This is a genomic window from Polaromonas sp. YR568, from assembly GCF_943369675.1.
Lineage (GTDB): Bacteria > Pseudomonadota > Gammaproteobacteria > Burkholderiales > Burkholderiaceae_C > Polaromonas.
In genome coordinates this window covers 32,467-57,371 of the sequence record NZ_CALROB020000024.1, presented here as the reverse complement: position 1 = coordinate 57,371, position 24,905 = coordinate 32,467, and the positions used below count along the sequence as shown (strand labels likewise).

The 24,905-nt window shown below is 63.2% G+C and carries 26 protein-coding genes; 8 read left to right on the top strand and 18 right to left on the bottom strand.

Annotation, left to right across the window (positions count from 1 at the left end):
* Positions 1 to 20: 20 nt before the first annotated feature.
* From ACLV8F_RS14575 to ACLV8F_RS14555, 5 genes are all read right to left on the bottom strand, one after another.
* Positions 21 to 377, bottom strand: coding sequence for a hypothetical protein (locus ACLV8F_RS14575; RefSeq protein ID WP_411884917.1), 357 nt, complete (start codon positions 375 to 377; stop codon positions 21 to 23).
* A gap of 100 nt (positions 378 to 477) precedes the next feature.
* Complete coding sequence (locus tag ACLV8F_RS14570; protein WP_411884941.1) at positions 478 to 1,110, bottom strand: class I SAM-dependent methyltransferase; 633 nt, start codon at positions 1,108 to 1,110, stop codon at positions 478 to 480.
* On the bottom strand, positions 1,103 to 1,429 hold the full coding sequence (locus tag ACLV8F_RS14565; protein WP_411884916.1) for a hypothetical protein: 327 nt from the start codon (positions 1,427 to 1,429) through the stop codon (positions 1,103 to 1,105). Before ACLV8F_RS14565 ends, ACLV8F_RS14570 begins: the two co-directional genes overlap by 8 nt.
* 89 nt (positions 1,430 to 1,518) lie before the next feature.
* On the bottom strand, positions 1,519 to 1,920 hold the full coding sequence (locus tag ACLV8F_RS14560) for a hypothetical protein (protein WP_411884915.1): 402 nt from the start codon (positions 1,918 to 1,920) through the stop codon (positions 1,519 to 1,521).
* 75 nt (positions 1,921 to 1,995) lie between these two features.
* Positions 1,996 to 2,286 (bottom strand): hypothetical protein, encoded by a 291-nt coding sequence (locus ACLV8F_RS14555; RefSeq protein ID WP_411884914.1) that lies wholly within the window; start codon positions 2,284 to 2,286, stop codon positions 1,996 to 1,998.
* 363 nt (positions 2,287 to 2,649) lie between these two features.
* On the opposite strand from ACLV8F_RS14555, the gene ACLV8F_RS14550 reads away from it, so the two are divergent.
* On the top strand, positions 2,650 to 4,254 hold the full coding sequence (locus ACLV8F_RS14550; RefSeq protein WP_411884913.1) for a methyl-accepting chemotaxis protein: 1,605 nt from the start codon (positions 2,650 to 2,652) through the stop codon (positions 4,252 to 4,254).
* Between the two features lie 22 nt (positions 4,255 to 4,276).
* On the opposite strand, the gene ACLV8F_RS14545 is transcribed toward ACLV8F_RS14550, so the two are convergent.
* On the bottom strand, positions 4,277 to 5,188 hold the full coding sequence (locus ACLV8F_RS14545) for an AraC family transcriptional regulator (RefSeq protein WP_411884912.1): 912 nt from the start codon (positions 5,186 to 5,188) through the stop codon (positions 4,277 to 4,279).
* Between the two features lie 108 nt (positions 5,189 to 5,296).
* Here ACLV8F_RS14545 and ACLV8F_RS14540 point away from each other — a divergent pair, with 108 nt between their 5' ends.
* Complete coding sequence (locus tag ACLV8F_RS14540) at positions 5,297 to 6,040, top strand: SDR family oxidoreductase (RefSeq protein ID WP_411884911.1); 744 nt, start codon at positions 5,297 to 5,299, stop codon at positions 6,038 to 6,040.
* Between the two features lie 16 nt (positions 6,041 to 6,056).
* The gene (locus tag ACLV8F_RS14535; protein WP_411884910.1) at positions 6,057 to 6,977 is read left to right on the top strand and encodes a patatin-like phospholipase family protein; all 921 of its coding nucleotides are present in this window, start codon (positions 6,057 to 6,059) and stop codon (positions 6,975 to 6,977) included.
* Here the strand turns inward: ACLV8F_RS14535 and ACLV8F_RS14530 are convergent.
* The 5 genes from ACLV8F_RS14530 to ACLV8F_RS14510 all read right to left on the bottom strand — a co-directional run bounded on the left by ACLV8F_RS14530 (position 6,949) and on the right by ACLV8F_RS14510 (position 12,370).
* Positions 6,949 to 7,956, bottom strand: coding sequence for a Bug family tripartite tricarboxylate transporter substrate binding protein (locus ACLV8F_RS14530; RefSeq protein ID WP_411884909.1), 1,008 nt, complete (start codon positions 7,954 to 7,956; stop codon positions 6,949 to 6,951). The genes ACLV8F_RS14535 and ACLV8F_RS14530 overlap by 29 nt on opposite strands.
* 55 nt (positions 7,957 to 8,011) lie before the next feature.
* Positions 8,012 to 8,836 carry a citryl-CoA lyase gene (locus tag ACLV8F_RS14525; protein ID WP_411884908.1) on the bottom strand — a complete coding sequence of 275 codons (825 nt, stop codon included), beginning with the start codon at positions 8,834 to 8,836 and terminating at the stop codon, positions 8,012 to 8,014.
* A gap of 37 nt (positions 8,837 to 8,873) precedes the next feature.
* Positions 8,874 to 9,773: a dioxygenase gene (locus ACLV8F_RS14520; protein ID WP_411884907.1), complete on the bottom strand. Its 900-nt coding sequence runs from the start codon at positions 9,771 to 9,773 to the stop codon at positions 8,874 to 8,876.
* Between the two features lie 30 nt (positions 9,774 to 9,803).
* Entirely contained in the window at positions 9,804 to 11,111 is a 1,308-nt protein-coding gene (gene oxlT / locus ACLV8F_RS14515) for an oxalate/formate MFS antiporter (protein ID WP_411884906.1), read from the bottom strand.
* Between the two features lie 110 nt (positions 11,112 to 11,221).
* Complete coding sequence (locus ACLV8F_RS14510; protein WP_411884905.1) at positions 11,222 to 12,370, bottom strand: CaiB/BaiF CoA transferase family protein; 1,149 nt, start codon at positions 12,368 to 12,370, stop codon at positions 11,222 to 11,224.
* A gap of 261 nt (positions 12,371 to 12,631) precedes the next feature.
* Here ACLV8F_RS14510 and ACLV8F_RS14505 point away from each other — a divergent pair, with 261 nt between their 5' ends.
* Positions 12,632 to 13,642 (top strand): LysR substrate-binding domain-containing protein, encoded by a 1,011-nt coding sequence (locus tag ACLV8F_RS14505; protein ID WP_411884904.1) that lies wholly within the window; start codon positions 12,632 to 12,634, stop codon positions 13,640 to 13,642.
* On the opposite strand, the gene ACLV8F_RS14500 is transcribed toward ACLV8F_RS14505, so the two are convergent.
* Positions 13,639 to 14,205 (bottom strand): NADPH-dependent FMN reductase, encoded by a 567-nt coding sequence (locus tag ACLV8F_RS14500; protein WP_411884903.1) that lies wholly within the window; start codon positions 14,203 to 14,205, stop codon positions 13,639 to 13,641. The two genes, ACLV8F_RS14505 and ACLV8F_RS14500, sit on opposite strands and share 4 nt — an antisense overlap.
* Positions 14,206 to 14,556: 351 nt before the next feature.
* Between ACLV8F_RS14500 and ACLV8F_RS14495 the strand changes: the two genes are divergently transcribed.
* The 3 genes from ACLV8F_RS14495 to ACLV8F_RS14485 all read left to right on the top strand — a co-directional run bounded on the left by ACLV8F_RS14495 (position 14,557) and on the right by ACLV8F_RS14485 (position 16,741).
* Positions 14,557 to 15,720: an alpha/beta hydrolase family esterase gene (locus tag ACLV8F_RS14495; protein WP_411884902.1), complete on the top strand. Its 1,164-nt coding sequence runs from the start codon at positions 14,557 to 14,559 to the stop codon at positions 15,718 to 15,720.
* A gap of 201 nt (positions 15,721 to 15,921) precedes the next feature.
* Complete coding sequence (locus tag ACLV8F_RS14490; RefSeq protein WP_411884901.1) at positions 15,922 to 16,431, top strand: hemerythrin domain-containing protein; 510 nt, start codon at positions 15,922 to 15,924, stop codon at positions 16,429 to 16,431.
* A 76-nt stretch (positions 16,432 to 16,507) separates the two neighbouring features.
* Positions 16,508 to 16,741: a hypothetical protein gene (locus ACLV8F_RS14485; protein WP_411884900.1), complete on the top strand. Its 234-nt coding sequence runs from the start codon at positions 16,508 to 16,510 to the stop codon at positions 16,739 to 16,741.
* Between the two features lie 438 nt (positions 16,742 to 17,179).
* On the opposite strand, the gene ACLV8F_RS14480 is transcribed toward ACLV8F_RS14485, so the two are convergent.
* Entirely contained in the window at positions 17,180 to 19,042 is a 1,863-nt protein-coding gene (locus ACLV8F_RS14480) for a CocE/NonD family hydrolase (protein ID WP_411884899.1), read from the bottom strand.
* Positions 19,043 to 19,050: 8 nt separating this feature from the next.
* Positions 19,051 to 20,034: a Bug family tripartite tricarboxylate transporter substrate binding protein gene (locus ACLV8F_RS14475; protein WP_411884898.1), complete on the bottom strand. Its 984-nt coding sequence runs from the start codon at positions 20,032 to 20,034 to the stop codon at positions 19,051 to 19,053.
* 206 nt (positions 20,035 to 20,240) lie between these two features.
* On the opposite strand from ACLV8F_RS14475, the gene ACLV8F_RS14470 reads away from it, so the two are divergent.
* Positions 20,241 to 21,194: a LysR family transcriptional regulator gene (locus ACLV8F_RS14470; RefSeq protein WP_411884897.1), complete on the top strand. Its 954-nt coding sequence runs from the start codon at positions 20,241 to 20,243 to the stop codon at positions 21,192 to 21,194.
* A gap of 22 nt (positions 21,195 to 21,216) precedes the next feature.
* Here the strand turns inward: ACLV8F_RS14470 and ACLV8F_RS14465 are convergent, their stop codons facing one another.
* The 4 genes from ACLV8F_RS14465 to ACLV8F_RS14450 form a co-directional block, all read right to left on the bottom strand.
* Positions 21,217 to 21,948 carry a hypothetical protein gene (locus ACLV8F_RS14465; protein ID WP_411884896.1) on the bottom strand — a complete coding sequence of 244 codons (732 nt, stop codon included), beginning with the start codon at positions 21,946 to 21,948 and terminating at the stop codon, positions 21,217 to 21,219.
* A 14-nt stretch (positions 21,949 to 21,962) separates the two neighbouring features.
* Positions 21,963 to 22,154, bottom strand: a complete 192-nt coding sequence (locus ACLV8F_RS14460) for a hypothetical protein (RefSeq protein ID WP_411884895.1) — start codon at positions 22,152 to 22,154, stop codon at positions 21,963 to 21,965.
* 170 nt (positions 22,155 to 22,324) lie between these two features.
* Entirely contained in the window at positions 22,325 to 24,124 is a 1,800-nt protein-coding gene (locus tag ACLV8F_RS14455; protein WP_411884894.1) for an ankyrin repeat domain-containing protein, read from the bottom strand.
* A 103-nt stretch (positions 24,125 to 24,227) separates the two neighbouring features.
* Positions 24,228 to 24,608 (bottom strand): DUF4288 domain-containing protein, encoded by a 381-nt coding sequence (locus ACLV8F_RS14450; protein WP_411884893.1) that lies wholly within the window; start codon positions 24,606 to 24,608, stop codon positions 24,228 to 24,230.
* Between the last annotated feature and the right edge of the window lie 297 nt (positions 24,609 to 24,905).

Genomic DNA, 24,905 nt, shown 5'->3' with positions numbered 1-24,905 from the left:
CAGGCGCGCCGGGCACGGAATTACAGAATCGGGGGCTTGAAGCTCTGCGCGCGTTCCGCGCTGAAGTAGCCGGACGCTAGCGAGGGAAAAGATGGGCGTGTCGCGACATGGACCGGCGCCGCCATGCGGCTTTCAAGCATGACCGCCTGGTGGCATGCCTGGCAGAGACTGCACAGGCCGCAAGGCTGGCCCGAAGCGCAACCCGCCGGCGCACCTGGGCTGGAAGCTTCAGCATGGGAGAAACAGCTTGCGGTGTGCTCCGCGCTCATGTCCGCGGACAGCGCCAGCGCCGATGGAGCGGCCAGCTCCGGCATGCCCGAAAAGGCAGGCTGAAGCACTGTCATGAAGAGAAATAGCAGGAAGATGAGACGGCGCATTGAAGACGGCTGCGGGGAAAGTTGTCCAGCCTCCCGGCAGGCCGGTGCAGTTTAACCCAGGCGGTTTTCCCGGATTCAGGGGCGGATATTGCTTTGGCGGCTAGCCCGCGTGTTTGAATGCGAGCCGGGTCCAGGTGACGCCGGCCGCGCGGTTGCCGGGTTGCAATGATTCGGTATGGGTATTCAGGACGGTGACAAGCCCGTGCCGCCCGGCAAGCGCCATGGTCTCCTCGCCGGACACCGCAAACATGCGCCGGCCCGCAGGCACAGGCCCATGCCGCAGCGACAAAACCATCACACCATCCGGCGCCAGCAGTGAGGCCACCCTCGGCATGGCGATGCCGCGTTCCGCTTCATCAAGATGCATCCACACCGCGCTCAGCATGACCACGTCAAAGCGCTGCCCAAGGCCCATCACGGCGTCGAGGTTGGGCAAGGCATCGTCCAGCCATTCAATCAGGGGAGACGGGTGAAGGCGCATGGCCGCCGCCAGAAACGCTGCGGTCGGCTCCACGGCCAGCACGGTGTGCCCCTGCGCCGCGAACCAGGCGGCATCCAGGCCGGTTCCCGCCCCTATGTCCAGGATACGGCTCGGAGCCGTTGGCAAGAGGTGAAGCTCGGCCGCGTGATGCGCGGTAAAGGGGATGGATTCGTACTGGGGAATCAGCTCCGCGGCTTGCTCGGCATAGCCTTGCGTGCCCGGGACCCTGCCGATCCGCTTCTCATCAGGCATCGCCACCATGGTCTCCCCTGCCGCCATGGCCGCCCGAACCCGGCATCTCTCCATCTCCCCCAAGTCCCGCACCCCAGGCGCCCCCACCCGCCAGCGAACCGGTAGCGATACCAAGAAACAGCCAGCCAATCAATGCGCCGGCGGCCGCGCAGGCGAGCACAAGCGCCAGCGATACAACGGCAGTCCATTCCTCAAAGTGAGGCCCGCTGATCAGGACGCCGGCGAAGAGGCCCAGGGCGACACCGCCGAACAAACCGTAGCCTTGGTACTTTCGCGCTGCGCCTTGTCCAGAGGGTTCTCGGATTTTTTCCATATTCATGCAAGGTTCCAGGGTTGCAAACAAACAGATGCCGCCGGCGGACGATACCAGCGAATGACCTGATCTCCACGTATCCACCAGCAGGTGATTTAACGGCGGCGCCGGTGAAACCGCTTTCCGGGCGACCCCACGTAGAGATCCGTCGACTGTTTACCGCTTCGCCCCTCAACAGTCACGGTGAAATGCCTGCCGTACACACGATCGGTTCCATAACGCACGTCAAGCCTCGTGATTTCCTGCGGGTCTACGCCATGTTTCATGCAAAGTTGAGGCAACGCGTCCCTGTATAGGAGGAGCGACCGACGAAGATCTGCAGAGACCGCAATGGCCTGCGTGGAACCAGCCAGGAAATCGACGATCACAAATCCTCCAGGCTCTCCCTGCGCTTCCAGAAAAACGTCCACCGTGTAGACGCCAATCATCAATCCGATGCCACTTCCCAGCGAGTCCGCGATGTTGTGGGCGATTGACTTCAGTATTCCGAGTTTCATGTTGCGCGTGCAATCTCCGAAAACCGTCCGGGTGTGTGGCGACGGTCTTCATGTGTTTTTAAGTTTGCCGGCAGCTTATCCCTTTTTGGACTCGCCATCGTGGCCCGGCTTCGCCAGCGGAATCGAGTAGCGGTTGACCGTCTTCGGGTACTTCGCCTGCAGCGCCGGATGCATACGATCGGGAAAGCTGGTTATCCAGAGAGCAAAGACCGGCCCCACCACGGGAAAGAAAGCGACCACAGTCACCGCGACCCGGAAAAGAACGGGCTCGTCGCGCCGCCAGATCAGAATCGTCACCCCGCATGAGGCCAGGGCGGAGGCGCACAAAGCCATCAGGGCGGGAAATGGGATGTCATTCAGGGACATGGCTGGCTGGGATAGGAGCGGCAGGCACAAAGCCGCGTCCCGTTTATGTTTACCCGGTTGTCGACTCCGATGCGCGCGCATTCGTGATCGTCACTATAGCTTTTAAACCGAAATCCCATGTGTAAATCCTGCTTTTCACCGGCAGCACGGCCAGACCGAACAATGCGAGATCCACACAACAGAAACAATGCGGAAGCCAGGCTTCAAACCAGCCCGCGCCAGCTGGCCCCGCCCTTGATGTAGATCAAGCCTGAAGCACCCCGCCCTGCGTAAACTTTTCACATCGGACAGCGCTTCGGGTGGAGCCAGGCTTATGCAGTGAATGGGCCAAGCCGTGATGTTGATTCAGAACAAGGAACGCTCGTGCGCAGCAATCTACCGGTGACCGATGTTGAATACGCCATGCAGGACGGCAAGCCCATCGTCTCCAAGACCGACCTCAAGGGCAGGATCACCTACGTCAACCCCTACTTCGTGGAGGTCAGCGGCTATTCCGAAGAGGAACTGCTGGGCGCGCCGCACAACCTGGTGCGCCACCCCGGCATGCCGCCCGAGGCCTTCGCCGACCTGTGGGACACGCTCAAGGCGGGCATCCCGTGGAACGGCATGGTCAAGAACCGGCGCAAGAACGGCGACCACTACTGGGTCGTCGCCAACGTCACGCCGGTCATGGAAAACGGCCAGGCCACCGGCTATATGTCGGTGCGCAACAAGCCGAGCCGCGCACAGATTGAGGCGGCCGACCAGCTCTATCGCCGCATCATGGCCGGGCAGGCCGATGGCGTCGCCATACGCCAGGGTCAGGCGGTGCGCACCGGCCTGGCCGGTGTCTGGGCCGCGCTGAACAACCTTTCGATGCGCATTCGCATAGGCGCTGCGCTGGCCGTGATGACCACATTGTTCATCGGCATGGGCTGGGCCGGCTTCAACGCATTGGGCGAAGGTGCGGCCGGCTGGTTTGCCGCTGCCGCCGCCCTGGGTGTGGCCGGCGTGCTGTGGCTGGCTTACGCGTTGCACGTGGGCGTCGTGCTGCCGCTGCGCGCCGCGACGCGCGCCGCGCGCACCATTGCCGGCGGCGACCTGTCGGGCAAGCTGGAAACGCGGCGCAGCGACGACATGGGCCAGCTGCTGCGCGCCCTGCAGCAGATGAATGTGAACCTTGTCGCCATCATCGGCGACGTGCGCGCCAACGTGGCCTCCATGGGCGTGGCCACCAGCGAAATCGCGGCGGGCAATATGGACTTGTCGAGCCGCACCGAAACGCATGCCTCGAGCCTGGAGGAAACCGCCGCCAGCATGGAGGAGTTCTCCGCGACGGTGAAACAGAACGCCGACAGCGCGCTGGAGGCCAACCGCCTCGTGGTCTCGGCCTCGAAAGTGGCGGCCAAGGGCGGCGATGCGGTGGCCCGTGTCGGCGCGACCATGAACGACATCAGCGATTCGGCGAACAGGATCGCGGGCATCATCGCGGTGATCGACGGCATCGCCTTCCAGACCAACATCCTGGCCCTGAACGCGGCGGTGGAGGCCGCGCGTGCCGGGGAACAGGGCAAGGGCTTTGCGGTGGTCGCCTCGGAAGTGCGCAGCCTCGCGCAGCGCTCGGCCGGCGCGGCCAAGGAGATCAAGACGCTGATCGGCGACTCGGTGAAAAAAGTCGAGCTGGGCAACTGCCTGGTGAGCGAAGCGCGCCAGACCATGACGGAGATCATGCAATCGGTGCAGGGCGTGACCACCATCATGGGCGAGATCACCTCCGCCAGCCGCGAGCAAAGCAGCGGCATAGACCAGGTCAACCTGGCGGTGTCGCACATGGACAAGGCCACGCAGCAGAACGCGGCGCTGGTGGAACAGGCCGCCGCGGCCGCGGCCAGCCTGGACGAGCAGTCGGTGCAGCTGTCGCGCGCGGTCTCGGTGTTCCAGTTGCACCGGGGTGTGGCACGCGCAACCAGGCCGGCCCTGGCCGCGTGAGCAGGCCCGCCCTTGAAGGGGACTAGGCCGTGACCGCCGATGCAAGCCGCGCATACCGCCCGGGCGCCTGCCCCACATGCCGGCTGAAAGCCGTGCTGAAGGTGCTGGCCGAGCTGTAGCCCACGCGTTCGGCCACCTCGGCCAGGGCGACGCCGCTGCGGCCCAGCAAGTCCTTGGCGAGGGCCATGCGCCAGGCCAGCAGGTATTCCATGGGCGGCAGGCCCACGGCGCGGGAGAAGCGTTCGAAGAAGGCCGACCTTGACAGCGCGGCCGTCCTTGCCAGCTCGGGCACCGTCCACGCGCGCGCGGGGTCGCCGTGCATCTGGCGCACTGCGGCGGCCAGGCGGGTGTCGGCCAGCGCGCGCAGCAGGCCCGGCGGCGCGCCTTCGGTGGGCGCCCCGCGCAGCGCTTCGATGAGCAGCACTTCGACGAGCCGCGCCAGCACCAGTTCGCGGCCTTGCCGCTGTTCCAGCGACTCTTCCCGCACCAGCTGCACCAGCAGCGGCAGCCGCCCTATGCCGCGCAGGTGCAGCACCGAGGGCAGCAGCGAGACCATCAGGCCCGCGTCGGGCGAATCAAAGGCGAAATAACCGCCCAGCATGCGCACGTCGGGCGGGCCTTCGCGCCTGCCGTGGCGGATTTCGCCTTCCGGCGGCGGCATGGTTTTAGGGTTGAGGAAGACCGGGGGCGCCGGGGCGGCGCCGGACATGGTGAAACCCGGCGTGGCCGGCATCAGCAAAAAATCCCCGGCGGCCAGCGTGAGGGGCTGCTGCCCGTCCACGGCCAGTTCGCATTCGCCTTCCAGCATGGCGCAAAAGCTGGGCTGACCGAAGGCCGAGTAGCGCACGGCCCAGGCCCCGGCGCCGCTGATCACTTTCGAATACACGGCGCGCGGCCTGAGCAAGGCGATGACTTCGGCGAGGGGATCGACCATACAGGACTCCTGCAAACAAAATGTGGACTCCGTATTGTAGTAAGTCCTGCCCCTGGGCGATATCGTTACGCACCTCCCAAGCAAACCTTCAACCCCAAGGAACACACCATGAAAACCATTTTGATCACCGGCTGCTCGTCCGGCTACGGCCAGGAAACCGCGCGCCACTTCCACGCCCAGGGCTGGAATGTCATCGCCACGATGCGCACGCCGCGCGAAGACGCCCTGCCCCGCGACGCGCGCATGCGCGTGCTGGCGCTGGACGTGACCCAGCCCGAAAGCATCGCGGCCGCGATAAAGGCCGCCGGGCCCATCGACGTGCTGGTGAACAACGCCGGCCTGGGCCTCTTCGGCGCCTTCGAGGCCACGCCCATGGCCACGGTGCGCGAGATCTTTGAAACCAACACCTTCGGCATGATGGCCATGGCCCAGGCCGTGCTGCCGCAGTTCCGCGCGCGCAAGGCCGGCCTGCTGGTCAACGTGACGTCGACGGTGACGCTGGCGCCCATGCCGCTGGTGGCGGCCTACACGGCGAGCAAGACGGCGATCACGGGGTTTAGCGAATCGCTCACGCTGGAGCTCGCCCCCTTCAATGTGCGGGTGAAGCTGGTCGAGCCGGGTTATGGGCCGGGCACACGCTTCACGGCCAATGGCGCGGAGCGCATGCAGGGCCTGATCCCCGAGCCCTATGCGCCGTTTGCGCAAGGCATTTTTGCCTCGCTGGGCACCATGAGCGCCGTGACCACGGCGGCCGATGTGGCCGAAGCGGTGTGGCGCGCGGCGAATGATGCGGGCGCCACCCTGCACTACCCGGCGGGCGCCGATGCGGTGGCCATCGCCTCGCAGAAGTAAGTAGCGGCGGCACACCATGAAACCCCTGAACAAACTCCTCTGCACCGCGGCCGCCCTGGCAGCGGCGGCGATCACCGGATGCGCCATCACAGGACAGGCCGGGCAAGCCGCGCCGCCGGACCTGGCGCCGCAACGGCTCGCGGAAGTGCGCCACGCTGCCGCCGCCACCGGCCGCCCCATCGTGGCGCTGGTGCTGGGCGGCGGCGGCCTGCGGGGGTTTGCGCATGTGGGCGCGCTGCGGGCGCTGGAAGAAGCCGGCATCCGGCCCGGCATCGTGGTCGGCACCTCGGCCGGCTCCGTGGTGGGCGCGGCCTATGCGAGCGGCATGAGCGCCGCGCAGATCGAGTCGGCCGCGCTCAATCTGAAGGTGTCCTCGCTGCTGGACTTCACCTGGAGCTCCGGCGGCATCATGCGCGGCAACAAGCTGGCCGGCTGGGTGGACGGCCTGCCCATGGAACAATTTCCGGTGCGCTTCGCCGCGGTGGCCACAGACCTGCAAAGCGGGCAAGCCGTGCTCATCGCCAAGGGGAGCGCCGGCCGCGCCATCCAGGCCTCATCCGCCGTGCCGGGCGTGAACGTGCCGGTGGCTTACCCGGCCGGCCACCTCGTTGACGGCGGCATCACCAGCCTGGTCCCGGTGCGCTTTGCGCGGGCCATGGGCGCGGACACGGTGATCGCCGTCGACATCTATTGCCACGGCCCGCGCGCCGAGGGGTTGTCCGTGCCCACCATCCTCAGCCGGGTCATGCAGACCCAGAGCTGCCTGGTCGCCGCCGCGGAGATGGCGGAGGCCGACGTGCTGATCGCGCCGGCCGTCAGCGTGCCGGGCATGTCCGCCCGGGACTCGCAGGAGCGCGCGATCCAGGCCGGCTATGAGGCCGCGCGCGCCGCGCTGAAAAACTGGCGGCTTAGTCGACCTGCGCACCCGAACGCTTGACCAGCTCGGCCCACTTCGAGATCTCGCGCAGCGAGAAACTACCAAGATCTGCCGGCTTGACGGTGCTCTTTTCAACGCCTTGTGCGGCGAGCTTGGAGGCTATCTCGGGGCTGGCGAGCACCGCGTTGACGGTGCCGCGCAGTTTCTCAAGCACCGGCGTGGGCGTGCCCGACGGTGCGTACAGCATGAACCAGGCGACCAGGTCGAAGCCGCCGCCGGGCACCTGCTCGTTGATGGTCGGCACGTCGGGCGCGGCGCTGCTGCGCTGCGCGCCTGAAGAGCCCAGCGCGCGCATTTTGCCGGCCTTGATGTGCGGCATGACGGCGGCCGGGTGGTAGAACATGAAGTGGGCCTGGCCGGACATCACGTCGGACATGGCCATGCCGCCTTCCTTGTAAGGGATGTGCACCATTTCACCGCCGAGTTTGGACTTCAGCAGCTCGCCGGCCAGGTGGCCCGAGGTGCCGTTGCCGGCCGATGCGAAGCTGACGCCGGGCGGCTTGGCGGCCGCCGCCTTGAGGTCCTTCAGCGACTTCAGGGGTGAGTCGGCGCTCACCACCAGCAGGGTCGGCGTCTGCCCGATCAGGCCCAGCGGCGCGAAATCGCGGATGGGGTCGTAGGGCAGCTTGCGGTACATGGTCTTGTTGATGGCGTGGGTGCCCACCGTGCCCATTACCAGCGTGTAGCCGTCGGCCGGTGCGCGCGCGGCGAAATCCGTGCCTATGGAGCCGCCGCCGCCGGCCTTGTTCTCCACGATGATGGGCTGCTTCAGGGACTTGCCCATGGCGTCCGCGAGGATGCGAGCCACCGTGTCGGTGGAAGTGCCCGCGCCGAAGGGCACGATCATCTTGATGGGCCGGCTCGGGTAATCGCCCTGCGCGGCGGCCGGCAAGGCCGCCAGCAGCGCGGCGCCCAGCGCCGTTGCGGTCAATGTGCGCCAAACCATGCGGATGGCGGTCTCTGTTTGCAGTGATGTCATGCGGGCCTCTTGGTTGTTGAAAAAAATGGACCTGGCGTCCGGTGTCGTCTCGAAATCAGGAATGGGTGGCGGCTGCGGTGGCGGAGAACCCGGCCGGCAGCTCGCCGTCGTAGACCAGTTCGCGTGTGGCCTGGTAGGACAGCGCGAAGCCTATCGATTGCTCCAGCTCCTCGGTCATGTGCGCGATCAGCCCGGCCGTGCGCGCCAGGATGGGAACGCCCTTGAGCGCCAGCAGCGGGAAGCCTATGCCCAGCAGCACCGCGGGGATGGCGGCGGAGACGTTCAGGCGCAGGTCCTTGCCGATGAGCTGCGGTATTTGCCGCTCTATGGCTTCGGCGATGGCGATGTAATGAAGGTTGGCGCCGTGCTCCCGGGCCACGGCGAACAGGCGCTCGACGCGCGGATCGCGCGCCTTGTGCAGCGGGTGGCCGTAGCCGGGAATCGCCTTGCGCGCCGCGCGGTATTCCTGCAGCACGGCCAGGGCCGCGGCGTCGATGTCGCTGCCGTCAGCCTTGGCCCGTTCCTCGACTTCGATGAACAGCTTGCCGGCGGTTTCCGAGGCGCCCAGGATGACAGAGCCGCAACCCAAAATGCCCGCCGCTACCGCGCCCTGCAGCGCGTCCGGCGCGGCCGCCAGCGTCATGCGGCTGGCCTGCACGCTGGGCACCAGGCCGTGCTCGGCGATGGCCACCAGCGTCGCGTCCAGCACGGCCGTGCCGGCCGGGGTCGGCCGCTTTCCGGTGACCAGCAGATGGAAGTAGTCGGTGAAGGAGATTTTGCCGATCAGGTCCTTGCAGAGGTCTTCTCCGCGCACGACGATGGTGTCCTCGTTGGAGGTGCTGATGGAGGTGCGAGGCACGGTCGCTTTGCCGATTTTCATGGTGCTTTCTTCGGGTTGGTGAAGGGGGTGGGAGAAATCAGTGCCTGGCCGGCGCCAGGCGGAAGTCGTGCCGCGCCGACCACCAGGGCTTGTCCATGTCGCGGCCGTCGGGCGCCTTGCCCGCCTCGTGCCGTTCGAAATCCACCACCAGGCTGTCCCGCACGCCGAACACCACGTCGGAATCAAGGTAAGGGCTGTTGGCGACAAACAGGTGGGTGGTCACGCCCGCGTAGCCGGGCATGGAGAGCATGAAGTGGATGTGCCCCGGGCGGTTCGGGTGTTTACCCATGCCTTCGATCATCTTGCCGACCGGGCCGTCCATGGGAATCGGGTAAAAACTCGGCCGTATGGACCAGAAGGCGTAGCGGCCCTGCGCGTCGGTGCGGAACCGCGCGCGCGCCAGCATCTCGGTCTGGCCCTCGACCTGCATGTCGTACACGCCCTCCCCGTCGCCGGACCATACGTCGAGCAGCGCGCCGGCCAGCGGCTTGCCCTCGGTGTCGGTGACTTGCCCGGTGTAATACGCGGGTTCGCCCGCGACGCCCTCGGCAATGTTGCTGCCCAGTTCCCTGTCGGGTGCGCCCGGCCAGTAGTACGGGCCCTGCACGGTCGCCTCGGTCGCGTCGGTGGCCGGCAAGCGGCCGCTGGCCTGCGCCGAAGCACGCGCCTGCGCGAGCATGACGACCTGCATGGACGCGCCCAGCGTGTCCGACAGCAGGATGAATTCCTGGCGCTTGTCGGTGCAGGTCTTGCCGGTGGCCGTCAGGAATTCGATGGCGGCCATCCACTCTTCGGGCGTCAGGTCCACCTCGCGGATGAACTCGTGCAGCTTCACGATCAGGCTGCCCATGAGCTGGCGGAACCGCGGGTCCCGCGATTTGGCGATGCTGTTGACCACCGCCTGGGTGAGTTCAAGTTGCTGGATGGTTGTCGTCATAACGCGCGCACTCCTGTCCGTTCGTGAAAATCAAAGCCGGCCGTCTTGCCGGGCCTGGGCCACCCAGCGCACCCGAATGGGCTTGAGTACGGCAATCGACAGCAGCGCGGCGGCGATGTCCATCACCACGATGATGTAGATGATCAGGTCCCAGGATTGGGTCTTTTCATACAGCAGCGCGGCCAGCGGGCCGCCCAGGATGGAGCCCACCGCGGTGGCGATCAGCAGGTAGCCGAAGTTTTTCGCGGCATGGCGCACGCCGAACACGTCGGCCTGCAGCGAGGGGAACAGCGAATAGATTTCCCCCCAGCCGAAAAACACCACGGCCGACAGCACCACAAAGGCCGCCGGGTTGGTGCCGAACTTCAGCAGCATCAGGATGGCGAAGGCTTCGAGCATGAAGGCGATCAGCATGGTCGGCTCGCGGCCTATGCGGTCGGAGACCCAGCCGAAGAAGGGGCGCGTCAGGCCGTTGGCGATGCGGTCCAGCGTCAGGGCCAGCGGCAGGGCCGCCATGCCCAGCACGGCGGTCTCGCTGCTGATGCCGAAATGTTTGGCCAGCGCGCCGAGTTGCGAGATCGCCATCAGCCCGCCGGTGGCGACCATGGCCATGATGAGGAACATCAGCCAGAACAGCGGCGTCTTGAGCATCTCGCGCGGTGCATAGCCGGGCGCCACCGGAACCGGCGCGGCGAGCCCGGCATCCACCGGGTCCTTGGCCGAGACGACACGCTTCATGCCCAGGGCGGCCAGCACGATGATGACGGCCAGCGCGATGCCAAACATCACCAAAGTCTTTTGCAGCCCGTTGTCGCGGATGCTGGCCGCAATCGGGAAGGTGGTGACGATGGCGCCAAAGCCGTAGCAGCCCGCGACCATGCCGACGGCAAAGCCGCGCCGCGCCGGGAACCACTGCACCATCAGTTCCACCACGGCGACGTACACCCAGCCCGTGCCTATGCCCGACAGCACGCCGTAGGTCAGGTACAGCCAGGGCAGCGAGGTGACGTAGGCCGAACTCACCCAGCTCAGGCCGACCAGCAGGCCGCCCATGGCGGCGAAGGTGCGCGAAGAAAAACGGCTCGCCAGCTCGCCATGCACCGGGCCTATGCCGCACTGGAAGATGCTGAACAGCGCAAAGGTGACCTGCAGCGCCGACAGCGAAACCCCCAGCGAGGTCTGCAGCGGCTGGACAAACAGCGCCCAGACATATTGCGGGCTGGAGATCGCCATCATGGCGACCATGCCCAGCACCAGTTGAACCCAGGGGGTGCTGCCCGCCGCCTTCCCGGGGGCCGTGTCGACGGCGGCTTCTGCCGATAGTGTGGATGCGTTCACGATGTGTCTCCTGTTATTTTTTAAACCACTGCCGAATTCCCGAATCGCTTATTCGCTTTCTTTGCCTTCTTTGCCTTCTTTGCCTTCTTTGCCTGTCAGCATCCCTTGCGTCACGCGGCCCGCAGCGCCGCGGCCAGTGACGCCCGGATCTCCTCGTTGTGCTCGCCCAGCATGGGCGGCGGCACCACGTCGGTGGGGCGCACGCCGTCAAAGCTGACCGGCGAGCGCACGGTGGTCCACTTGCCCAGCACCGGGTGCGTGCCCTGGATTTCAAGCTGCATATGTTTGGCCTGCGGGTCCTGCAGCGCCTCGCTGGTGTCGTACATGGGCGCATAGGGCACGTCCTGCGCCTCAAGCCGCTGGCACCATTCGGCGCGCGGGCGCGTGGCGAAGATGCTGCCGAGCAACGCGATCAGCTGGTCCTGGTGCGCGATGCGGGCCTCGCGCGAACTGAAGCGCGCATCGTCAAAGATGTCGGGCCGCTCTATGGCCTCGGCCAGCCCGCGCCAGAATTTTTCGGGTGAAGACATGTGCAGCGCCACCCACTTGCCGTCCGAACACTTGAGGGTGTAAGACTGCGACACGCTGGGCCGGCTGTAAGGGCCCATGACCTCGCCCTCGGCGAAGAAGTGGGTGAAGGCGTCGAGGTTGAAGTGGCACATGGCTTCCAGCATGGAGACCTCGACCGAGCGCCCCACGCCGGTACGCCCGCGTTCGACCAGCGCGCCCAGGATGCCGTAGGCGGCGTAAAAGCCCGTGAGCGCGTCGGCGATCGCGGGCCCCACGATGCGCGGGTTCTCGGGGTTGACCAGCAAATTCAGGAAGCCGCTGGCGGCCTGCGCCACCGTGTCATACGCCGGCCGGCCGGCCGCGGGCCCGGTCTGGCCGAAGCCGCTGATGGCGCAGTAGACCAGCCGCGGGTTGAGCGCGCGCAGGCGGGCCTCGCCCGCACCCAGGCGCTCGGCGGCGCCGGGCCGGAAATTCTGGATGTAGACGTCCGCGCCTTGCACCAGTTCGTCAAACACCTTGGCGTCTTCCGCGTCCTTGGTGTTCAGCGTGATGCTGCGCTTGTTGCGGTTGTAGGTCTGGAAGTGCGGGCTGTACAGGCCGCCCTTGAAGGCGCGAAAGGGGTCGCCGGTGACGGGCTGCTCGATCTTGATGACGTTGGCGCCCAGGTCGGCCAGCAGCATGCCCGCCGCGGGACCCGTGATGAAAGTGCCCTGTTCGAGCACGGTGATGCCTTCCAATACCTTCGGCATGGGTGTTTGTTCCTTCACTGGGGATGTCTGAAAAAAGGGTTGGCGGGGTTAGTGGACGGCGCGCAGCGGCCCTGGCGACAGGCCTCGTCCCTGGAAATTCCCTTGTGGTGCATGCTTGTCTCCGCGGCTTCCCGCTGTCTCTGGTGCCCCGGCGGGGGCGGCTTGAAGCGCAATGGCGTGAGCGTAAGTGGCCTGCACCAAAGACCAAAATGATTAATTTATTTGGTTATCATTGATGGCATCGATCAACAGGCGAGCGCCATGGAACTGAGACACCTTCGTTATTTCATCGCGCTGGCGGGTTCGCTGAACTTCACGCGGGCCGCCGAGCGCGTCCATGTGACGCAGTCGACGCTGTCGCACCAGATTCGCCAGCTCGAGGACGAAGTCGGGCAGCCGCTGTTCGACCGCATCGGCAAACGCGTCGTCATGACCGAAGCCGGCGGCGTGTTCCTGGCCTACGCCACGCGCGCCCTGCGGGAAATCGACCAGGGCCTGGGCGAGCTCAAGACCAGCCCGGCGTCCATGTCCGGCGTGGTGCGGGTAGGCGCGACCCACACCTTCAACCTCGGCTTTATCCCCGAATGCATCGCGGTGTTCCTGTCGCGCAACGCCACCGTCAAGGTCGTGGTCGAGGAACTCTCCGCCGACGCGATCGCCACCCGCCTGGATGCCGGCGAACTCGACATGGGCGTGGCCTACAGGCCGGAGCAGCGCAGCGACCTGCGCTTCGAGCCGCTGTTCAACGAAGAGCTGGTGCTGGTGGTCGCCAGCTCCCATCCGCTGGCCGCGCGCAAGCGCATACGCATGATCGAGCTGCACCGCGAGCCGCTGGTGCTGCTGCCGCAGAGCTTTTCCACCCGGCGCCTGCTGGATGAATGTTTTGCCGCCGCCGGGGCCGAGCCCAACGTCGTGGCCGAAATGAACACCATCGCCGCCATGCTGGGCGTGGTGGCGCGTATCCAGGTCGGGGCCATCGTGGCGGCCAACGCGCTGGGGCAGATGACGGGCCTGGCCGTCGTGCCCATGGAAAACCCGACCCCGCTGCGCACACCGGGGCTGCTGTTCAAGGAAGACAGGCCGCAAACACGCGCCGTCCGCGCCTTCGCGGCGCTGCTGCGCAAGACCGCCATGGCCAGCACCTCGCGGCCCAAGACCTATTCAACGGAAGCCGAACCCGTCAAAGCGTCAAGCGGCGCCGGCAAGCGGGCCAGGCCGGCCGTTTCCGCCGGGCGAACCAAGGCGCCGCGCGCCCGCCCTGAAGCAGCCTAGACGATGGCGGGCGCGACGGTGTTCAGTTGCACCCAGCTCGCGAAGCGCTGCAAATAGCTCTGCAAAAAAGCCTGGGTCTCGTCATCGGCAAAGCCGCCCTTCCCGTCCAGGCATGCCGCCACGTCGGCAATGTAGGCCTCCGGCGTGGCCATGGTGACCACGTTCAGGCACATCAGCGACTGCCGCAAATGGTGGTTGGCGCCAAAGCCGCCCAGCCGCCCCGGCGAGATGCTGATGACCGCGCCGGGTTTGCCCTGCCACACGCTCTGGCCGTAAGGCCTTGAACCCACGTCGATGGCATTCTTCAGCACAGCCGGCACCGAGCGGTTGTATTCGGGCGTGACGAACAGCAAGGCGTCGGCCGCCAGGATGCGCCGGCGAAACACCTGCCAGGCCGCGGGCGCGTCATCGCCCTCCAGGTCGGGGTTGTAGAAAGGCATGTCGCCGATTTCCACGATGTCGAAGGACAGCGGCCGCGGCGCTATCGGGGCCAGGGCCTGTACCAGGCTGCGGCTGAAAGAATGGGTGCGCAGGCTTCCCAGGAGGACGGCGATTTTTTTCATGGGGCAGTGGGCAAGAATGAAGTGGGCAAAGCTGGCAAGCCTAGGGCCTCGCGGCAAAAAACGGAAATGGTGAATTCCCGCCCTGATCATTGATCCTGTCGATCATCGATCCAACGACTCCACACCACTCCCTGCGATTCAACCCGGAGCAGCACGCCATGGGCTGGTCCGCCACTCCGTTCAGCCTGCTGATCTCATGGATGTATCTCGCCCCACCGCAACCGCCAGCGCGTATTCCGGCGGCGCGCCTCCTTGCACCATCGCCCGGCTTCCGCTTACAAAAAGGCGGTGCCGGCCCCTTGCTAATGGGTCTCATCGCCCAAAATGCTGCGATGCAACAAAGGATTCACCATGCGGATATTTCACGATGCGATGCTCAGGGCCAGGGAATTGACGCTGGGGGGCAAATTGATGGAAGCGACCCTGGCGATCCAGCAGGGCCTGGGACTTGCCCACAAGGCGGAGAGATCATCCGCGGATGACGGGCCCGTGGTGGACATGCCGCACGCGCCCGTGCCGCACGGCAAGCCGGTGTTTTACAGCCCGGCCGCCGACGTCGAAGATGTGGCGTTTCGTGAATTCGTTTCTCCGGAAGAAACCGCCGGGGCAGCCGAAGCTGCGGATACCCCGGCCCCCGCGCCCGTAGCGTCCTCATTCAGCCCCGGCACCTTTGAATCCGGCAAACACCGCTACCCCTACAAAGTCTTTGTCCCCAGCCATCCCCGGCCGGGTCTGCCGGTCGTCGTCATGCTGCACGGCTGCAAACAGGACGCCGCGGACTTCGCCGCCGGAACGGCGATGAACGCCGTGGCCGAGCGGGAGAAGTTCATCGTGGTGTACCCGGAGCAATTGCGCCAGGCCAACAGCATGGGCTGCTGGAACTGGTTTGAGCCGGCACACCAGGCCCGCGGCGAAGGAGAGCCTGCGATGATCGCGGCGCTCGCGTCTCACATCGCTTCACTTCACCGGGCGGACCCGGCAAGGATTTACATCGCCGGGCTGTCCGCCGGTGGGGCCATGGCCGCGCTGGCCGGCAAGCTGTACCCCGAGGTGTTCGCGGCGGTGGGTGTGCATTCCGGCCTCGCGCCGGGCGCGGCCAGGGACGTCGCGTCCGCATTCACCGCCATGCGCAGGGGGCCCGGCAAGTCGGCCGCCCTGGGCGCGATCGGGCTTCCCACCATCATCTTCCAGGGGTCCGGGGACAAAACAGTTTCACCCGCCAATGCGGACGCGATTGCCCAGGAGGAAGTGGCCTCCCGGGCCCGTGAGGGAATCCATCTTTCCTCCACGCGCAGCGAGGTCCCTTCCAGCGAGGGACGCGAATCAAGCGTTGTCCGGTGGACCGACCAGGCAGGCACAGCGCAAGTGGAAATCTGGACCATCCAGTCCGCTCCCCACGCCTGGGCGGGCGGTGACGCCGCCGGTTCCTTCACGGACCCCAAGGGGCCGAATGCCAGCCAGGCGATGGTCCGGTTTTTTATGCGCCATTCCAATACCAACCCGCGCGGGAAATAGCCGGCGCCTTCGCGCGCAGCTACGTCTTTTGACATGCCGCGGTTTTATATCGCCAAGGCAACAGATCGTATTCGGCCTACGTGCATGTAGCGGGCGTTCCGACACACGCCGCGGCGCGGCCGGGCGAAATTCGGTTGCCAGCGATTCCGCTGGTGGGCTCAGGCCCCAACCACGAAGAACCCACGCATAAAAGGACAGACCATGGCAACCGCAAAAAAGACCGCAGCGAAGAAAGCCCCCGCAAAAAAGAGCCCAGCCCGCAAGGCAGCGCCCCAAGACGCCATCGCCTTGCTGCGCGCCGACCACAAGGTGGTCTCCGACCTGTTCGAACAGTTTGAGAAAACCCGTTCGGACACCCGCAAGGCCGCCATCGTCGCCAAGATCTGCAAGGAGCTCACGGTGCACACCGAAATCGAGGAAGAGATTTTCTACCCCGCCGTCAAAGCTGCCTTGAAGGACCATGAACTGATCCCGGAAGCCAATGTGGAGCACGCATCGGTCAAGGACCTCATTGCCCAGGTCGAAGGGAAAACACCTGACGGCGAAATGTATGACGCCAGGGTGAAGGTGATGGGCGAGTTCGTGAAGCACCACGTCAAGGAAGAGCACACCGAGATGTTCCCCAAGGCCAAAAAGACCAAAATCGACATGGTGGCGCTGGGCCAGCAAATGGCTGCGCGCAAACAGGAACTGATGTCCGCCAGGGGCTGAAGTGCCTGCGCAAGCTGCCCTTATCGAACTCCGCGAACGAGAAGCATCGCCTTCCCGCATCGCGGTTACGGAGGCCTTGCTTGTCGCCCGGCTCAACGCCTGCCTGTCCAGTGAGAGGCCGGACCTGGCCTGCGCCATCCTGGCCCTTCGCCCCTGTGATCGCCGGGTGCGCAACTGGGAAGTCGCCAAATTCAGCCTGGGCGACAGCCCGGTGACCGATGTGGATGCGCGGATTAACCAGATTGCGCAAATACTCGCGCGTGCCGGCTTGGGTATCGACGTCAACTGGCCGACCGTCGCGTTGCACTGACGTTTTCCTGCATGGCTCCTTCTCCCGCTGGGGGAAGGCTGGGATGGGCGCCGCAGCGAGCGGTCGCGGCAGCAGCAGGTGCCGGCGGGGCCGCGGACACGGCAAACACGACCAAGGTTCCGCCTACGCCGTGGATTCCCTGTTCCGCAGGGACCTGAGTGCGGCGCCGGCTGCCGGCACGGGCACCGTGAGCCCGGTGATGCCTGATATGTCGGCGGCCCAGAATTCCCCAGCCGCTTCCACGGCTGAAGTCGGCCGCATTTTTGCGAATGGCTTGCGAAGCGACGCGGCGCTGAGCAGCCGACCAAGCCCGAAAGACTTCGGCGTATGCCGCGCTGTGGCTGCTTATTTCATTGCTGCCTGGCGCTTTTGTGGCGAGCCTCCAAGGGGCAATAGCGCTCTTGACGCAGCTTGATCGCGATCCGTACAGCAGGCTGACTATTGAGGCGCTTTTGTTTTGCCTGTCACCACCGGCAGCTGTAAACGGCATCCCTGCGAACCACCCGTCTGCAGCGTAAAGAGCGGCGGGCGGCCGTGGGGAACCTGCATGAAATGCTCGGCGTCAGAACCCGAAAGCGACAGCTTCAGCCTGCTCCCGGCAGACAGCTTCCAGCTGATCGGCAACAGGGCGACCTGAACCACTTCAGTCTTTCCCGCCGTCATGGGCTGGGCATTGCGCCGCGAATAATCGCGGAACGGCCAGGCCGTCCGGTAGTTGTCGGGCGCCTTGCTTGTCGCGCGATGCGCCAACCGGAGACAGCCTTCATTGATATAGATGAGCCTGCCGTCCGCATCCAGTTCCGACAGGTAAGCGAAGATGGCGCCGTCTCCTTCACTGCAACTGAGCGCCAGCTCCAGCAGAACATGGCCCGCCAGTTCAAGGTCCGAGGGCAAGGGGTCGGAGACAAAGGACAACATGTCCGCTTCGTGCTCCGGCCAGTCCTTGTAGTAGTCCACGATGGCCTGCGCCGCGAGGCGCTCGTACCGCGTATTGCGTCCGCTGGACACCGTGAACTTCGTCTGCAGAAGGTCCACCCCCGGTTGACCTGGCCGTTCAGGCAGCAGCTTGCCACCCTTGAGGTACAGGTCCGTGGCCTGTGCGGCCGGCGGCCAGGTCGCCGAACTTCTCCACTCTTCCGCATGGGTGCAGAAATAGTGGACGGGCGCTTCGGCCTCCAACCCTGTATCCATGCCGGCCAGGTGTTCATCAAAAAACCGCAACACCTCGGACAGGATGGAGAACTCGGAGGCACTCTGGCCGGCGGTGCGCCAGGGAGAGCCGTTCGTGCGGGCGCCGTGGTCCCAAGGGCCAAGCAGGAGACGATCCTTGGGGCCTTTTAATGTCATGAAACGGGATATGGCGCCATGCACAAACGCGCTCCCGTCATACCAGCCGGACGCGGAATACACCGCAACCTTGCCGGCCACTTCGTTGAGATACCAGTAAGGACTGCATGCGCCACTGTGAAGCGCGGCGTCATACAGCACCGGCTCCTCCCGGTAAGCCATCTCCGGCGCCATGTCGCGCAGCATGAAGCTGTCCTTGTGCTCCTCGATGGCCTGCCGCACCAATACGCCGTCTGCATCGTCGTCGACGGGCGCAGGCCCGGCGTAGCGCGGATCGGAGAAGTAGGCGTAGGCTTTCAGTTCATCACGCAAATCCCAGTCCAGCGCGCGAATCAGGTCGTCGTAGTTGGACGTGACTGTTTTGCACATCACGCCGCCGGGGAACACATGGTCGCTGTAAGTGTCGGACACGGCAAACAGCGGCGCAATGGCCTTGACCGCCTCGTGCCCCGTGCTCCCCAGGAAACAGGAGGCTGCGCCAAGGTAGGAAATTCCCGTTGCGCCAATTGAGCCGTTGCACCAGGCTTGTTCCGCAATCCAGTTTGCAAACTCAAGATAGTCGCCGCGCTCCCTGGGCGAACGAAACGCGTCACGCCGGCCAAAACTGGAGCCGCTGCCCCGCACATCCAGCACCACGAGCACATAGCCGCGAGGCACAAAAAAGTCACGGTAGCTTGCAATATTGGGAGCAGCCTCAGCGCCCGGCGCGCTCACCTTGAAGCGCCGGTAATACGGTGTCATGACGGCGATCACCGGCCATGCCGCGGGGGCCGCGCCGCCCTCACCGCCTTCACCGCCTTCAGGCAAATAGACGTCCAGCGCGAGACGGCATCCATCCTGCATCGTCAGGTACCGGGAGCGCGGCGCGCCTACTTTCCACTGGGGAGGACGCTTTTCCGCATACTGGCTGGGCGCCAGCTTCCATGCGCCACCATTCAAATCAAGATCCGACATGTTTCTGATCAATCCAGGCTGATGTTGAGGGTCTTGATCAGGTCGCCCCAGATCTTCGACTCTTGCTGGGCGCGGTTCTTGATCTGCTCACTGGTGCCGGGAATCGGGAACAGGAACTGCTCATTGAGTTTCTTCTTGTTCTGGTCATCGTCCAGGAAGGCGATCACGGCCGCTGACAGTTTCTTGACGACATCCGCCGGCATGCCCGCAGGCCCCACCAGCGCGTACCAGCCGGGCAAGGCGGGCATTTGAGGCGCCAGCTCGTTGACAAGCGGAATGTTCGCCATACGGGCTGAACGTTTTTCTCCTGACTGCGCCAAGGCAATGACGGTTCCCGCATCAACTTGGGGCAAGGCTGACACCGTCGTCACACACATGAGATCGGTTTCTCCCGAAACCACCGACATCAGTGCGGGGCCTGAGCCTTTGTAGGGGATATGGCGCAAGTCCAGTTTCAGGTCCCTTGCGATCTTTTCCATGTAGAGATGCGTGGAATTGCCCAGGCCGCCGCTCGCAAAAGTCAGGCCGCCGGGTTCCGCGCGCGCCTTTTTCAAAAAGTCCGCCCAGGTTTTGATGCCGCTTCGTTTACTGGCAATCACCATGAAGCTGGCGTCCACAACGGGAGCGATATAGGTGAAGTCGTTGATCGCGTCGTAGGGCACTTTTTTGTACAGGTGCTGATTGAAACTCGCGATGGACACGCTGCTGAGGAATACGGTGTAGCCGTCCGCCTTCTCCTTGGCGACGGTGGATGCGGCCAGAATCCCATTGGCACCGGGCTTGTTGTCAACGATGACCGAGGTGTTGAGGTACTTGGCCAAAAAGTCGGCAAACTGACGGCCCGTGGCGTCGGCGCCTGAACCCGGGCCCTGGGGCACCACCAGTTTGATGGTCCGGGATGGATATTCCTGGGCCAGCGCGGATTGGGAACCCAATGCGGCCGCTGCGGCCAGCATCACGACAGAACGGCGCTGAATACCTGTGTTTTCCATAAACTTTCTCACTCAAACCCGATTTGCATCGGAAATAACAACCACTGTTCGAAATGAAATCCAGCGGGTCGAAGCATGTAAAAAACTTATGCCAAAATGAAATTCTCAGCTTCTGGCCAGGCTCTTTAGACGCGGAAATTCATTATTTCCACTAAATACATTTCAACGCCACTGAAATTAATCTATACAGCCATAAACAAACGCTTATGTCAGATTTGCCAAATGGCTACACATGGGCGCGCAAGTTGAGGGTGCGCCATCTTGAGTCGCTGCTCGTCCTGGAAGAAGCCGGCACGCTGACGGAGGCGGCAACCCGGCTGCATATGACCCAACCGGCGATGTCTCATTGGCTGGCTGAAATGGAAGCATTGGTCGAAGCACCGCTGATCATTCGGGGCCGGCGACTGGAACTGACCCTTGCGGGCGAACTGATGAAGCAGCTCGCCATCAGCGTGTTGGGTGATGTGGCCAAAACCGGCCAGGCCTTGAACGCCGCCGCGCAAGGCAAATCATCTTGCCTGCGTATCGGAACGGTATGGGCGGGCGTCGCTTCACTGCTCCCCAGAACGGTGGCGTGTTTTCAGCAGGAGCACCCCGACGTCTCCATCACCGTGACCGAAGCGCCTTTCAGCAACCTGCTGGAGCAACTGGCCCGAAAGGAGCTGGACATCGCCGTCGGCATGCTGGATGCCCGCGCCTACCAGGGCCAGCTGGTGCATGAGATTCTGTTTGAGGACGATATCTGTATCGTCGTGGGCCGCGGCAGCCCCCTGTGGGGCGACACGTCCTTGCACACCTTGAAGTCCCTGGCCGACAGGCAATGGATCACACCGCAAAAGAGCACCGCGATGCGAAGCCAGCTGGACGCCGCCTTTGTCGATGCGGGCATTGCATGGATTACCCCGAAAGTCGAGACATCGGCCATCACCACACTGATTACCCTTTTGCACCATGGCGACTACATTGGCGCGTGCTCAGAGGCCATGACCCAGGTCCAGATGGTGCGAGGCACTTTGCACCGCATCAAAATTGACAGAAGAGTGAAATTCGGGGCCGTGGGCATCGTCTGGAACAAGGAAACGCCTTCCAGCACGGTGAACGAATTCATCACCACCGCAAAACTGATGGCAAACACCGCGGATCCATCGCTTGAGTCATGAATGCGAAGTCAGAGCTTGTTCATCAGAGCTTGTTAAGTTCGCTCAGGTAAGAGCCAGGAATCTGTGGCACCTCGTCGCCCGCCTGGAGTACGCCGATGCGCGCGCCGTCCACAACGATTTGCAGTCCCGCCGGCACAGCAAAAAATTTGATCAGGTCCGGACGGTCCACGCCCAACTGGTAAAGAGACGTCTTAAAAAAGCGAGCCGGGTCCTGGGACCTCGCCTGGTCATCCAGGTCTGAGAGCCACCAGCCGGAATCCGTCCCGTCGGCCGCGTCGCTCCGGGTGAGCAGGATTCGCACCGAATCCTTGTAGTTCACGTGAACGACGGCACTTTGGCGAAGCGACGGGAAGTCCAGCTCGACCGGAGAGGCCAGGCTCCTGACAATGTCTTGCTGATTGCGTAAATGCCTCAGCGCGGAATCGACTGAATCGATAAACTTCACGGGCACAACACGCATGTCGGGCTCCAGGACTCGCAAGGACCCGCCCGGCCCGTCTTCCAGCATCGTGAGCATCCAGCCAACTTGCAGGCTCTCGCCACTTTGGAATTTTTCCCCCTGAGCGACACGGCTTTCGAAGAACTGCAGAAGCCATGAGATGTCTTCGGCCGGCACCGCGGTACTTGATACACGGATCTGAAACTCTGGATGCTTGTAGCGGCTGCAGTTGGACGTTGCATGGACAGACGAAACCCCAGGCTGCTCCGGGGACGCTTTCCGGCCGAATTTCGAGAAGAAGGAGTTCAGAGACATGTTTACTCCAGGCTTCAGGGCTTGTTCATAAGGGGCGCCTCAAGAGGCTCATCACCCTTTGCGACGCTCCGCCGGTGACGCACATGCCAAAAAAATCCCATGGCGAGCCCCGCAACGAGAAGCGCATAACTGAGGTATCCGGCGTTGGCCGGGACGGCATAACTCAATCCCCACCCCACGGCCAGCGCCACGGCCAGCGCAAGCATGACTCTCCATATCCAGATGCAAAGTGCATAAAAAACGAGGACAAGTGAGATCGAGTCGCATGGTCTTGAAACGGCCCGAATGCAATGAAGGTTCCCGCGAACACGGCGAGTACAGGCAACAGGATCAGGATGAATGTTTTCGGCTTGCTTTTATTCATGTCTGCACTTTTTCATGCCTCGTCGCAAAGCTCACCGACTTCCCAAACTACGCCTTCCAGGCGAGCAAGATTGGTGAGAACCCCTTCCTTGAATGCGTTCAGCTTTGCTTCAGGCAAATCTCCCTCCACCATGACCTGAACAAGCCAATGGCTCTCTTTCATGCGGATGGCGACACCATCCACATAAACCTTGAGAATCTTGTCTTCACCAACCTTTGCTGGAACATCGGATGTAACGCCATCCACACGGTAAATGGATGCCACCGCATCGAGGTCAGGTTCATGGCCCAGACTTTCAGAAAGCCGCAGCATGTCACTCTGGAAATCTTTCTTCCAGTTTGAGTTGCGAGTCCAGAGCGCCTGTCGAATTTTCCATAGGTGATTCTGTTTTCGGTCAAGTCGCGCAAAAGTCCATTGGGGCCAGCGACGATCCGTGCTGCGTGTCCAGACCCAGGTCGTGAGGTCAAGCGCCCATTCCTCGATGTTCTCGAGAGAGGGCGTATTCAAACCCCGCTCGACTTCTCCTCCAGAAACAATGATGCGGCCTTGTCCATCAAGCCTGGCTTTGTGCCTGCGAATCCATCCTGGGTGATCGCCACTGGTTTCAATCTCTTCAATTTCAAAGTTGGTGACATTCAAGCGATAGACGGGGGTTCGCCCAAACTGCCGGTCTTGCGGGTAACCAAGGCAACCAACGATGAGGATGGCGTTACCAATCAGTGTGGCGGTATGAAAATCAGTCGGACGAAACACGCGCTCCGGATAGCCAAAGATGCGAATCGTCCCATCCGTGTTGAACTCCGTCACATCGTTGTAAATGCAGAAGTCCGGGTCGTAGTGGTCCTCGTGTTCGCCGGCGATTTCAATGATGCGGCCATCGTCCAGAATGGTGGTGGACCTCCCGAATCGCTCGTAGCTCCATACCGGAGCGCGCCCGCCGCCGATCGAGTCCGCGAATTTTTGGACCGCTTTCCACGCGGTAGCTCCGGAACGAATCATTGAAAGCCAGAACGGGTCGTCAATTTCCTCGGGGTTTGCGGTACCGAACCGGCGACTCTTCCCCGCAGCGTAATCATCTGGCGAAACTTCCGGCTCTGAATCATGCTCAACCCCGAGCAAGCGGGCGTGCATTTCTGGGCTGATGTCATTGATATCGGCGCCATGGCTCACCAGGATACGAACAATTTCCATATTTGCCGCAACTTCAATGGCCTGCTCAGGAATGTCATTGGTTTTATGAATATCCGCCCCGCGTTGAAGCAGAAATATCACGCAGTCAACCATGCCTTGCGAGGCGGCGGCGATCAAAGGCGTCTCCAGGTACTCATCCGTGGATTCGATATCGAACCCCTGGTCCACCAGCCAGTTCAGCATCGCCACGTTGTTGTGCTGGACGGCGTACTGCATGGGTGTCTTTCCGCATCGCCCTGTCGCCAATCGACTGGCACCCAGCTCCAACAACGCCTGGGCTTTCCCGGTGTCGCCAAGCTGGACCGCCATCAGGAAGGGCGTTCGTTCCCAATAGTCAACGGATTCAAGGTCGTTATTTTTCTCAACCGATTTCCCGATGCTGTCATGTGTGCCATAGACAACTTCATACATCGTGCTGCTCCATTCGAGTTGACCTCGATCTGCCGAGGCATTGAGCAGCACTTCAACGACATCGAATCGACCGTGCTTGGACGCAACCCGAAGCGCCGACTCCCCATACTCGGTGACCCTGTTGATGTCCTCTCCTTGAGCAATATGGGTTTTAACTTGTTCAACGAGGCCGGCCTCATTGCCGTAAACCGAACTGAGTAGCGTTGTCATACGTTTTGGAGCTCCTTTCCCCAGGCTTGTCCGGGGAGTGATTTCATGGTGCTTGTTGATGGCATTTGGACGTCAAAAAAACGCCACGCTATGCTCCAGTCAGTTATTCAATGAATGAGCGCTTTGACCCCACCATCCGCTTCAGATTCTTGAGCTTGCGCGGGGCACGCTCCGCCCAGGCAATTTCAGAGCCGTCTTCGAGCGCCTCGTAAATGGGAAGGACTTGCGTGATACCGACCAACTTCCACTGAACGGGTACGCCGCCTTTGGGACCACCGTTGTAGGGCTTCGTACTCTTACGCGCCACTTTTCGTCCCTTGTCATACGCCTCGCCGAGGGATGTTGCGTGGACCAGAATCGTGTTTTCCCATGACATGAAGCGCGCTTCGTAGTCATTCTTCAATGAATCGTTCAGTTCGATGAAACGAAGCAGGTACGACACCAGGTACCAGTTCACCGGCGATTGATTCTTGTCGTAAACCATTTGAGAATTCCTGTGGGTCAGCTGTTTCTGCCAATGTCCGCTCTTGCCGCAAGCTGTGAGCCCCCATCCATCGAGAGGTAGCTCGATCAAACTCAATTTTTCCCGCGCGACGCAGGGCCTGCAGTCTTTCCTTGATGGTTTCGTCAGCGCTTTCACTGGGCGATGCACCAGCCCTCCGCCGCGCAAGCTGAAGGGCAACTTTCCGCACGGTGCCGACGGCCAGGATCCGATCAAGTGACTGCGCTTGCGTTGCAACAATATCGAGGATCGAAAAGTCGAGTCTGCTGTAGTCGGTCT

What these genes read in the sequence shown, in the direction of transcription:
- ACLV8F_RS14480 (WP_411884899.1), bottom strand. Translation starts at nt 19,042, where the DNA reads ATGTCGGATCTTGATTTGAATGGTGGCGCATGGAAGCTGGCGCCCAGC.
- ACLV8F_RS14530 (WP_411884909.1), bottom strand. Translation starts at nt 7,956, where the DNA reads ATGACATCACTGCAAACAGAGACCGCCATCCGCATGGTTTGGCGCACA.
- ACLV8F_RS14475 (WP_411884898.1), bottom strand. Translation starts at nt 20,034, where the DNA reads ATGGAAAACACAGGTATTCAGCGCCGTTCTGTCGTGATGCTGGCCGCA.
- ACLV8F_RS14470 (WP_411884897.1), top strand. Translation starts at nt 20,241, where the DNA reads ATGTCAGATTTGCCAAATGGCTACACATGGGCGCGCAAGTTGAGGGTG.
- ACLV8F_RS14455 (WP_411884894.1), bottom strand. Translation starts at nt 24,124, where the DNA reads ATGACAACGCTACTCAGTTCGGTTTACGGCAATGAGGCCGGCCTCGTT.
- ACLV8F_RS14490 (WP_411884901.1), top strand. Translation starts at nt 15,922, where the DNA reads ATGGCAACCGCAAAAAAGACCGCAGCGAAGAAAGCCCCCGCAAAAAAG.
- ACLV8F_RS14495 (WP_411884902.1), top strand. Translation starts at nt 14,557, where the DNA reads ATGCGGATATTTCACGATGCGATGCTCAGGGCCAGGGAATTGACGCTG.
- ACLV8F_RS14570 (WP_411884941.1), bottom strand. Translation starts at nt 1,110, where the DNA reads ATGCCTGATGAGAAGCGGATCGGCAGGGTCCCGGGCACGCAAGGCTAT.
- ACLV8F_RS14460 (WP_411884895.1), bottom strand. Translation starts at nt 22,154, where the DNA reads ATGCTTGCGCTGGCCGTGGCGCTGGCCGTGGGGTGGGGATTGAGTTAT.
- ACLV8F_RS14500 (WP_411884903.1), bottom strand. Translation starts at nt 14,205, where the DNA reads ATGAAAAAAATCGCCGTCCTCCTGGGAAGCCTGCGCACCCATTCTTTC.
- ACLV8F_RS14465 (WP_411884896.1), bottom strand. Translation starts at nt 21,948, where the DNA reads ATGTCTCTGAACTCCTTCTTCTCGAAATTCGGCCGGAAAGCGTCCCCG.
- ACLV8F_RS14545 (WP_411884912.1), bottom strand. Translation starts at nt 5,188, where the DNA reads ATGGTCGATCCCCTCGCCGAAGTCATCGCCTTGCTCAGGCCGCGCGCC.
- ACLV8F_RS14510 (WP_411884905.1), bottom strand. Translation starts at nt 12,370, where the DNA reads ATGCCGAAGGTATTGGAAGGCATCACCGTGCTCGAACAGGGCACTTTC.
- ACLV8F_RS14565 (WP_411884916.1), bottom strand. Translation starts at nt 1,429, where the DNA reads ATGAATATGGAAAAAATCCGAGAACCCTCTGGACAAGGCGCAGCGCGA.
- ACLV8F_RS14535 (WP_411884910.1), top strand. Translation starts at nt 6,057, where the DNA reads ATGAAACCCCTGAACAAACTCCTCTGCACCGCGGCCGCCCTGGCAGCG.
- ACLV8F_RS14560 (WP_411884915.1), bottom strand. Translation starts at nt 1,920, where the DNA reads ATGAAACTCGGAATACTGAAGTCAATCGCCCACAACATCGCGGACTCG.
- ACLV8F_RS14450 (WP_411884893.1), bottom strand. Translation starts at nt 24,608, where the DNA reads ATGGTTTACGACAAGAATCAATCGCCGGTGAACTGGTACCTGGTGTCG.
- ACLV8F_RS14555 (WP_411884914.1), bottom strand. Translation starts at nt 2,286, where the DNA reads ATGTCCCTGAATGACATCCCATTTCCCGCCCTGATGGCTTTGTGCGCC.
- ACLV8F_RS14575 (WP_411884917.1), bottom strand. Translation starts at nt 377, where the DNA reads ATGCGCCGTCTCATCTTCCTGCTATTTCTCTTCATGACAGTGCTTCAG.
- ACLV8F_RS14540 (WP_411884911.1), top strand. Translation starts at nt 5,297, where the DNA reads ATGAAAACCATTTTGATCACCGGCTGCTCGTCCGGCTACGGCCAGGAA.
- ACLV8F_RS14525 (WP_411884908.1), bottom strand. Translation starts at nt 8,836, where the DNA reads ATGAAAATCGGCAAAGCGACCGTGCCTCGCACCTCCATCAGCACCTCC.
- ACLV8F_RS14505 (WP_411884904.1), top strand. Translation starts at nt 12,632, where the DNA reads ATGGAACTGAGACACCTTCGTTATTTCATCGCGCTGGCGGGTTCGCTG.
- ACLV8F_RS14520 (WP_411884907.1), bottom strand. Translation starts at nt 9,773, where the DNA reads ATGACGACAACCATCCAGCAACTTGAACTCACCCAGGCGGTGGTCAAC.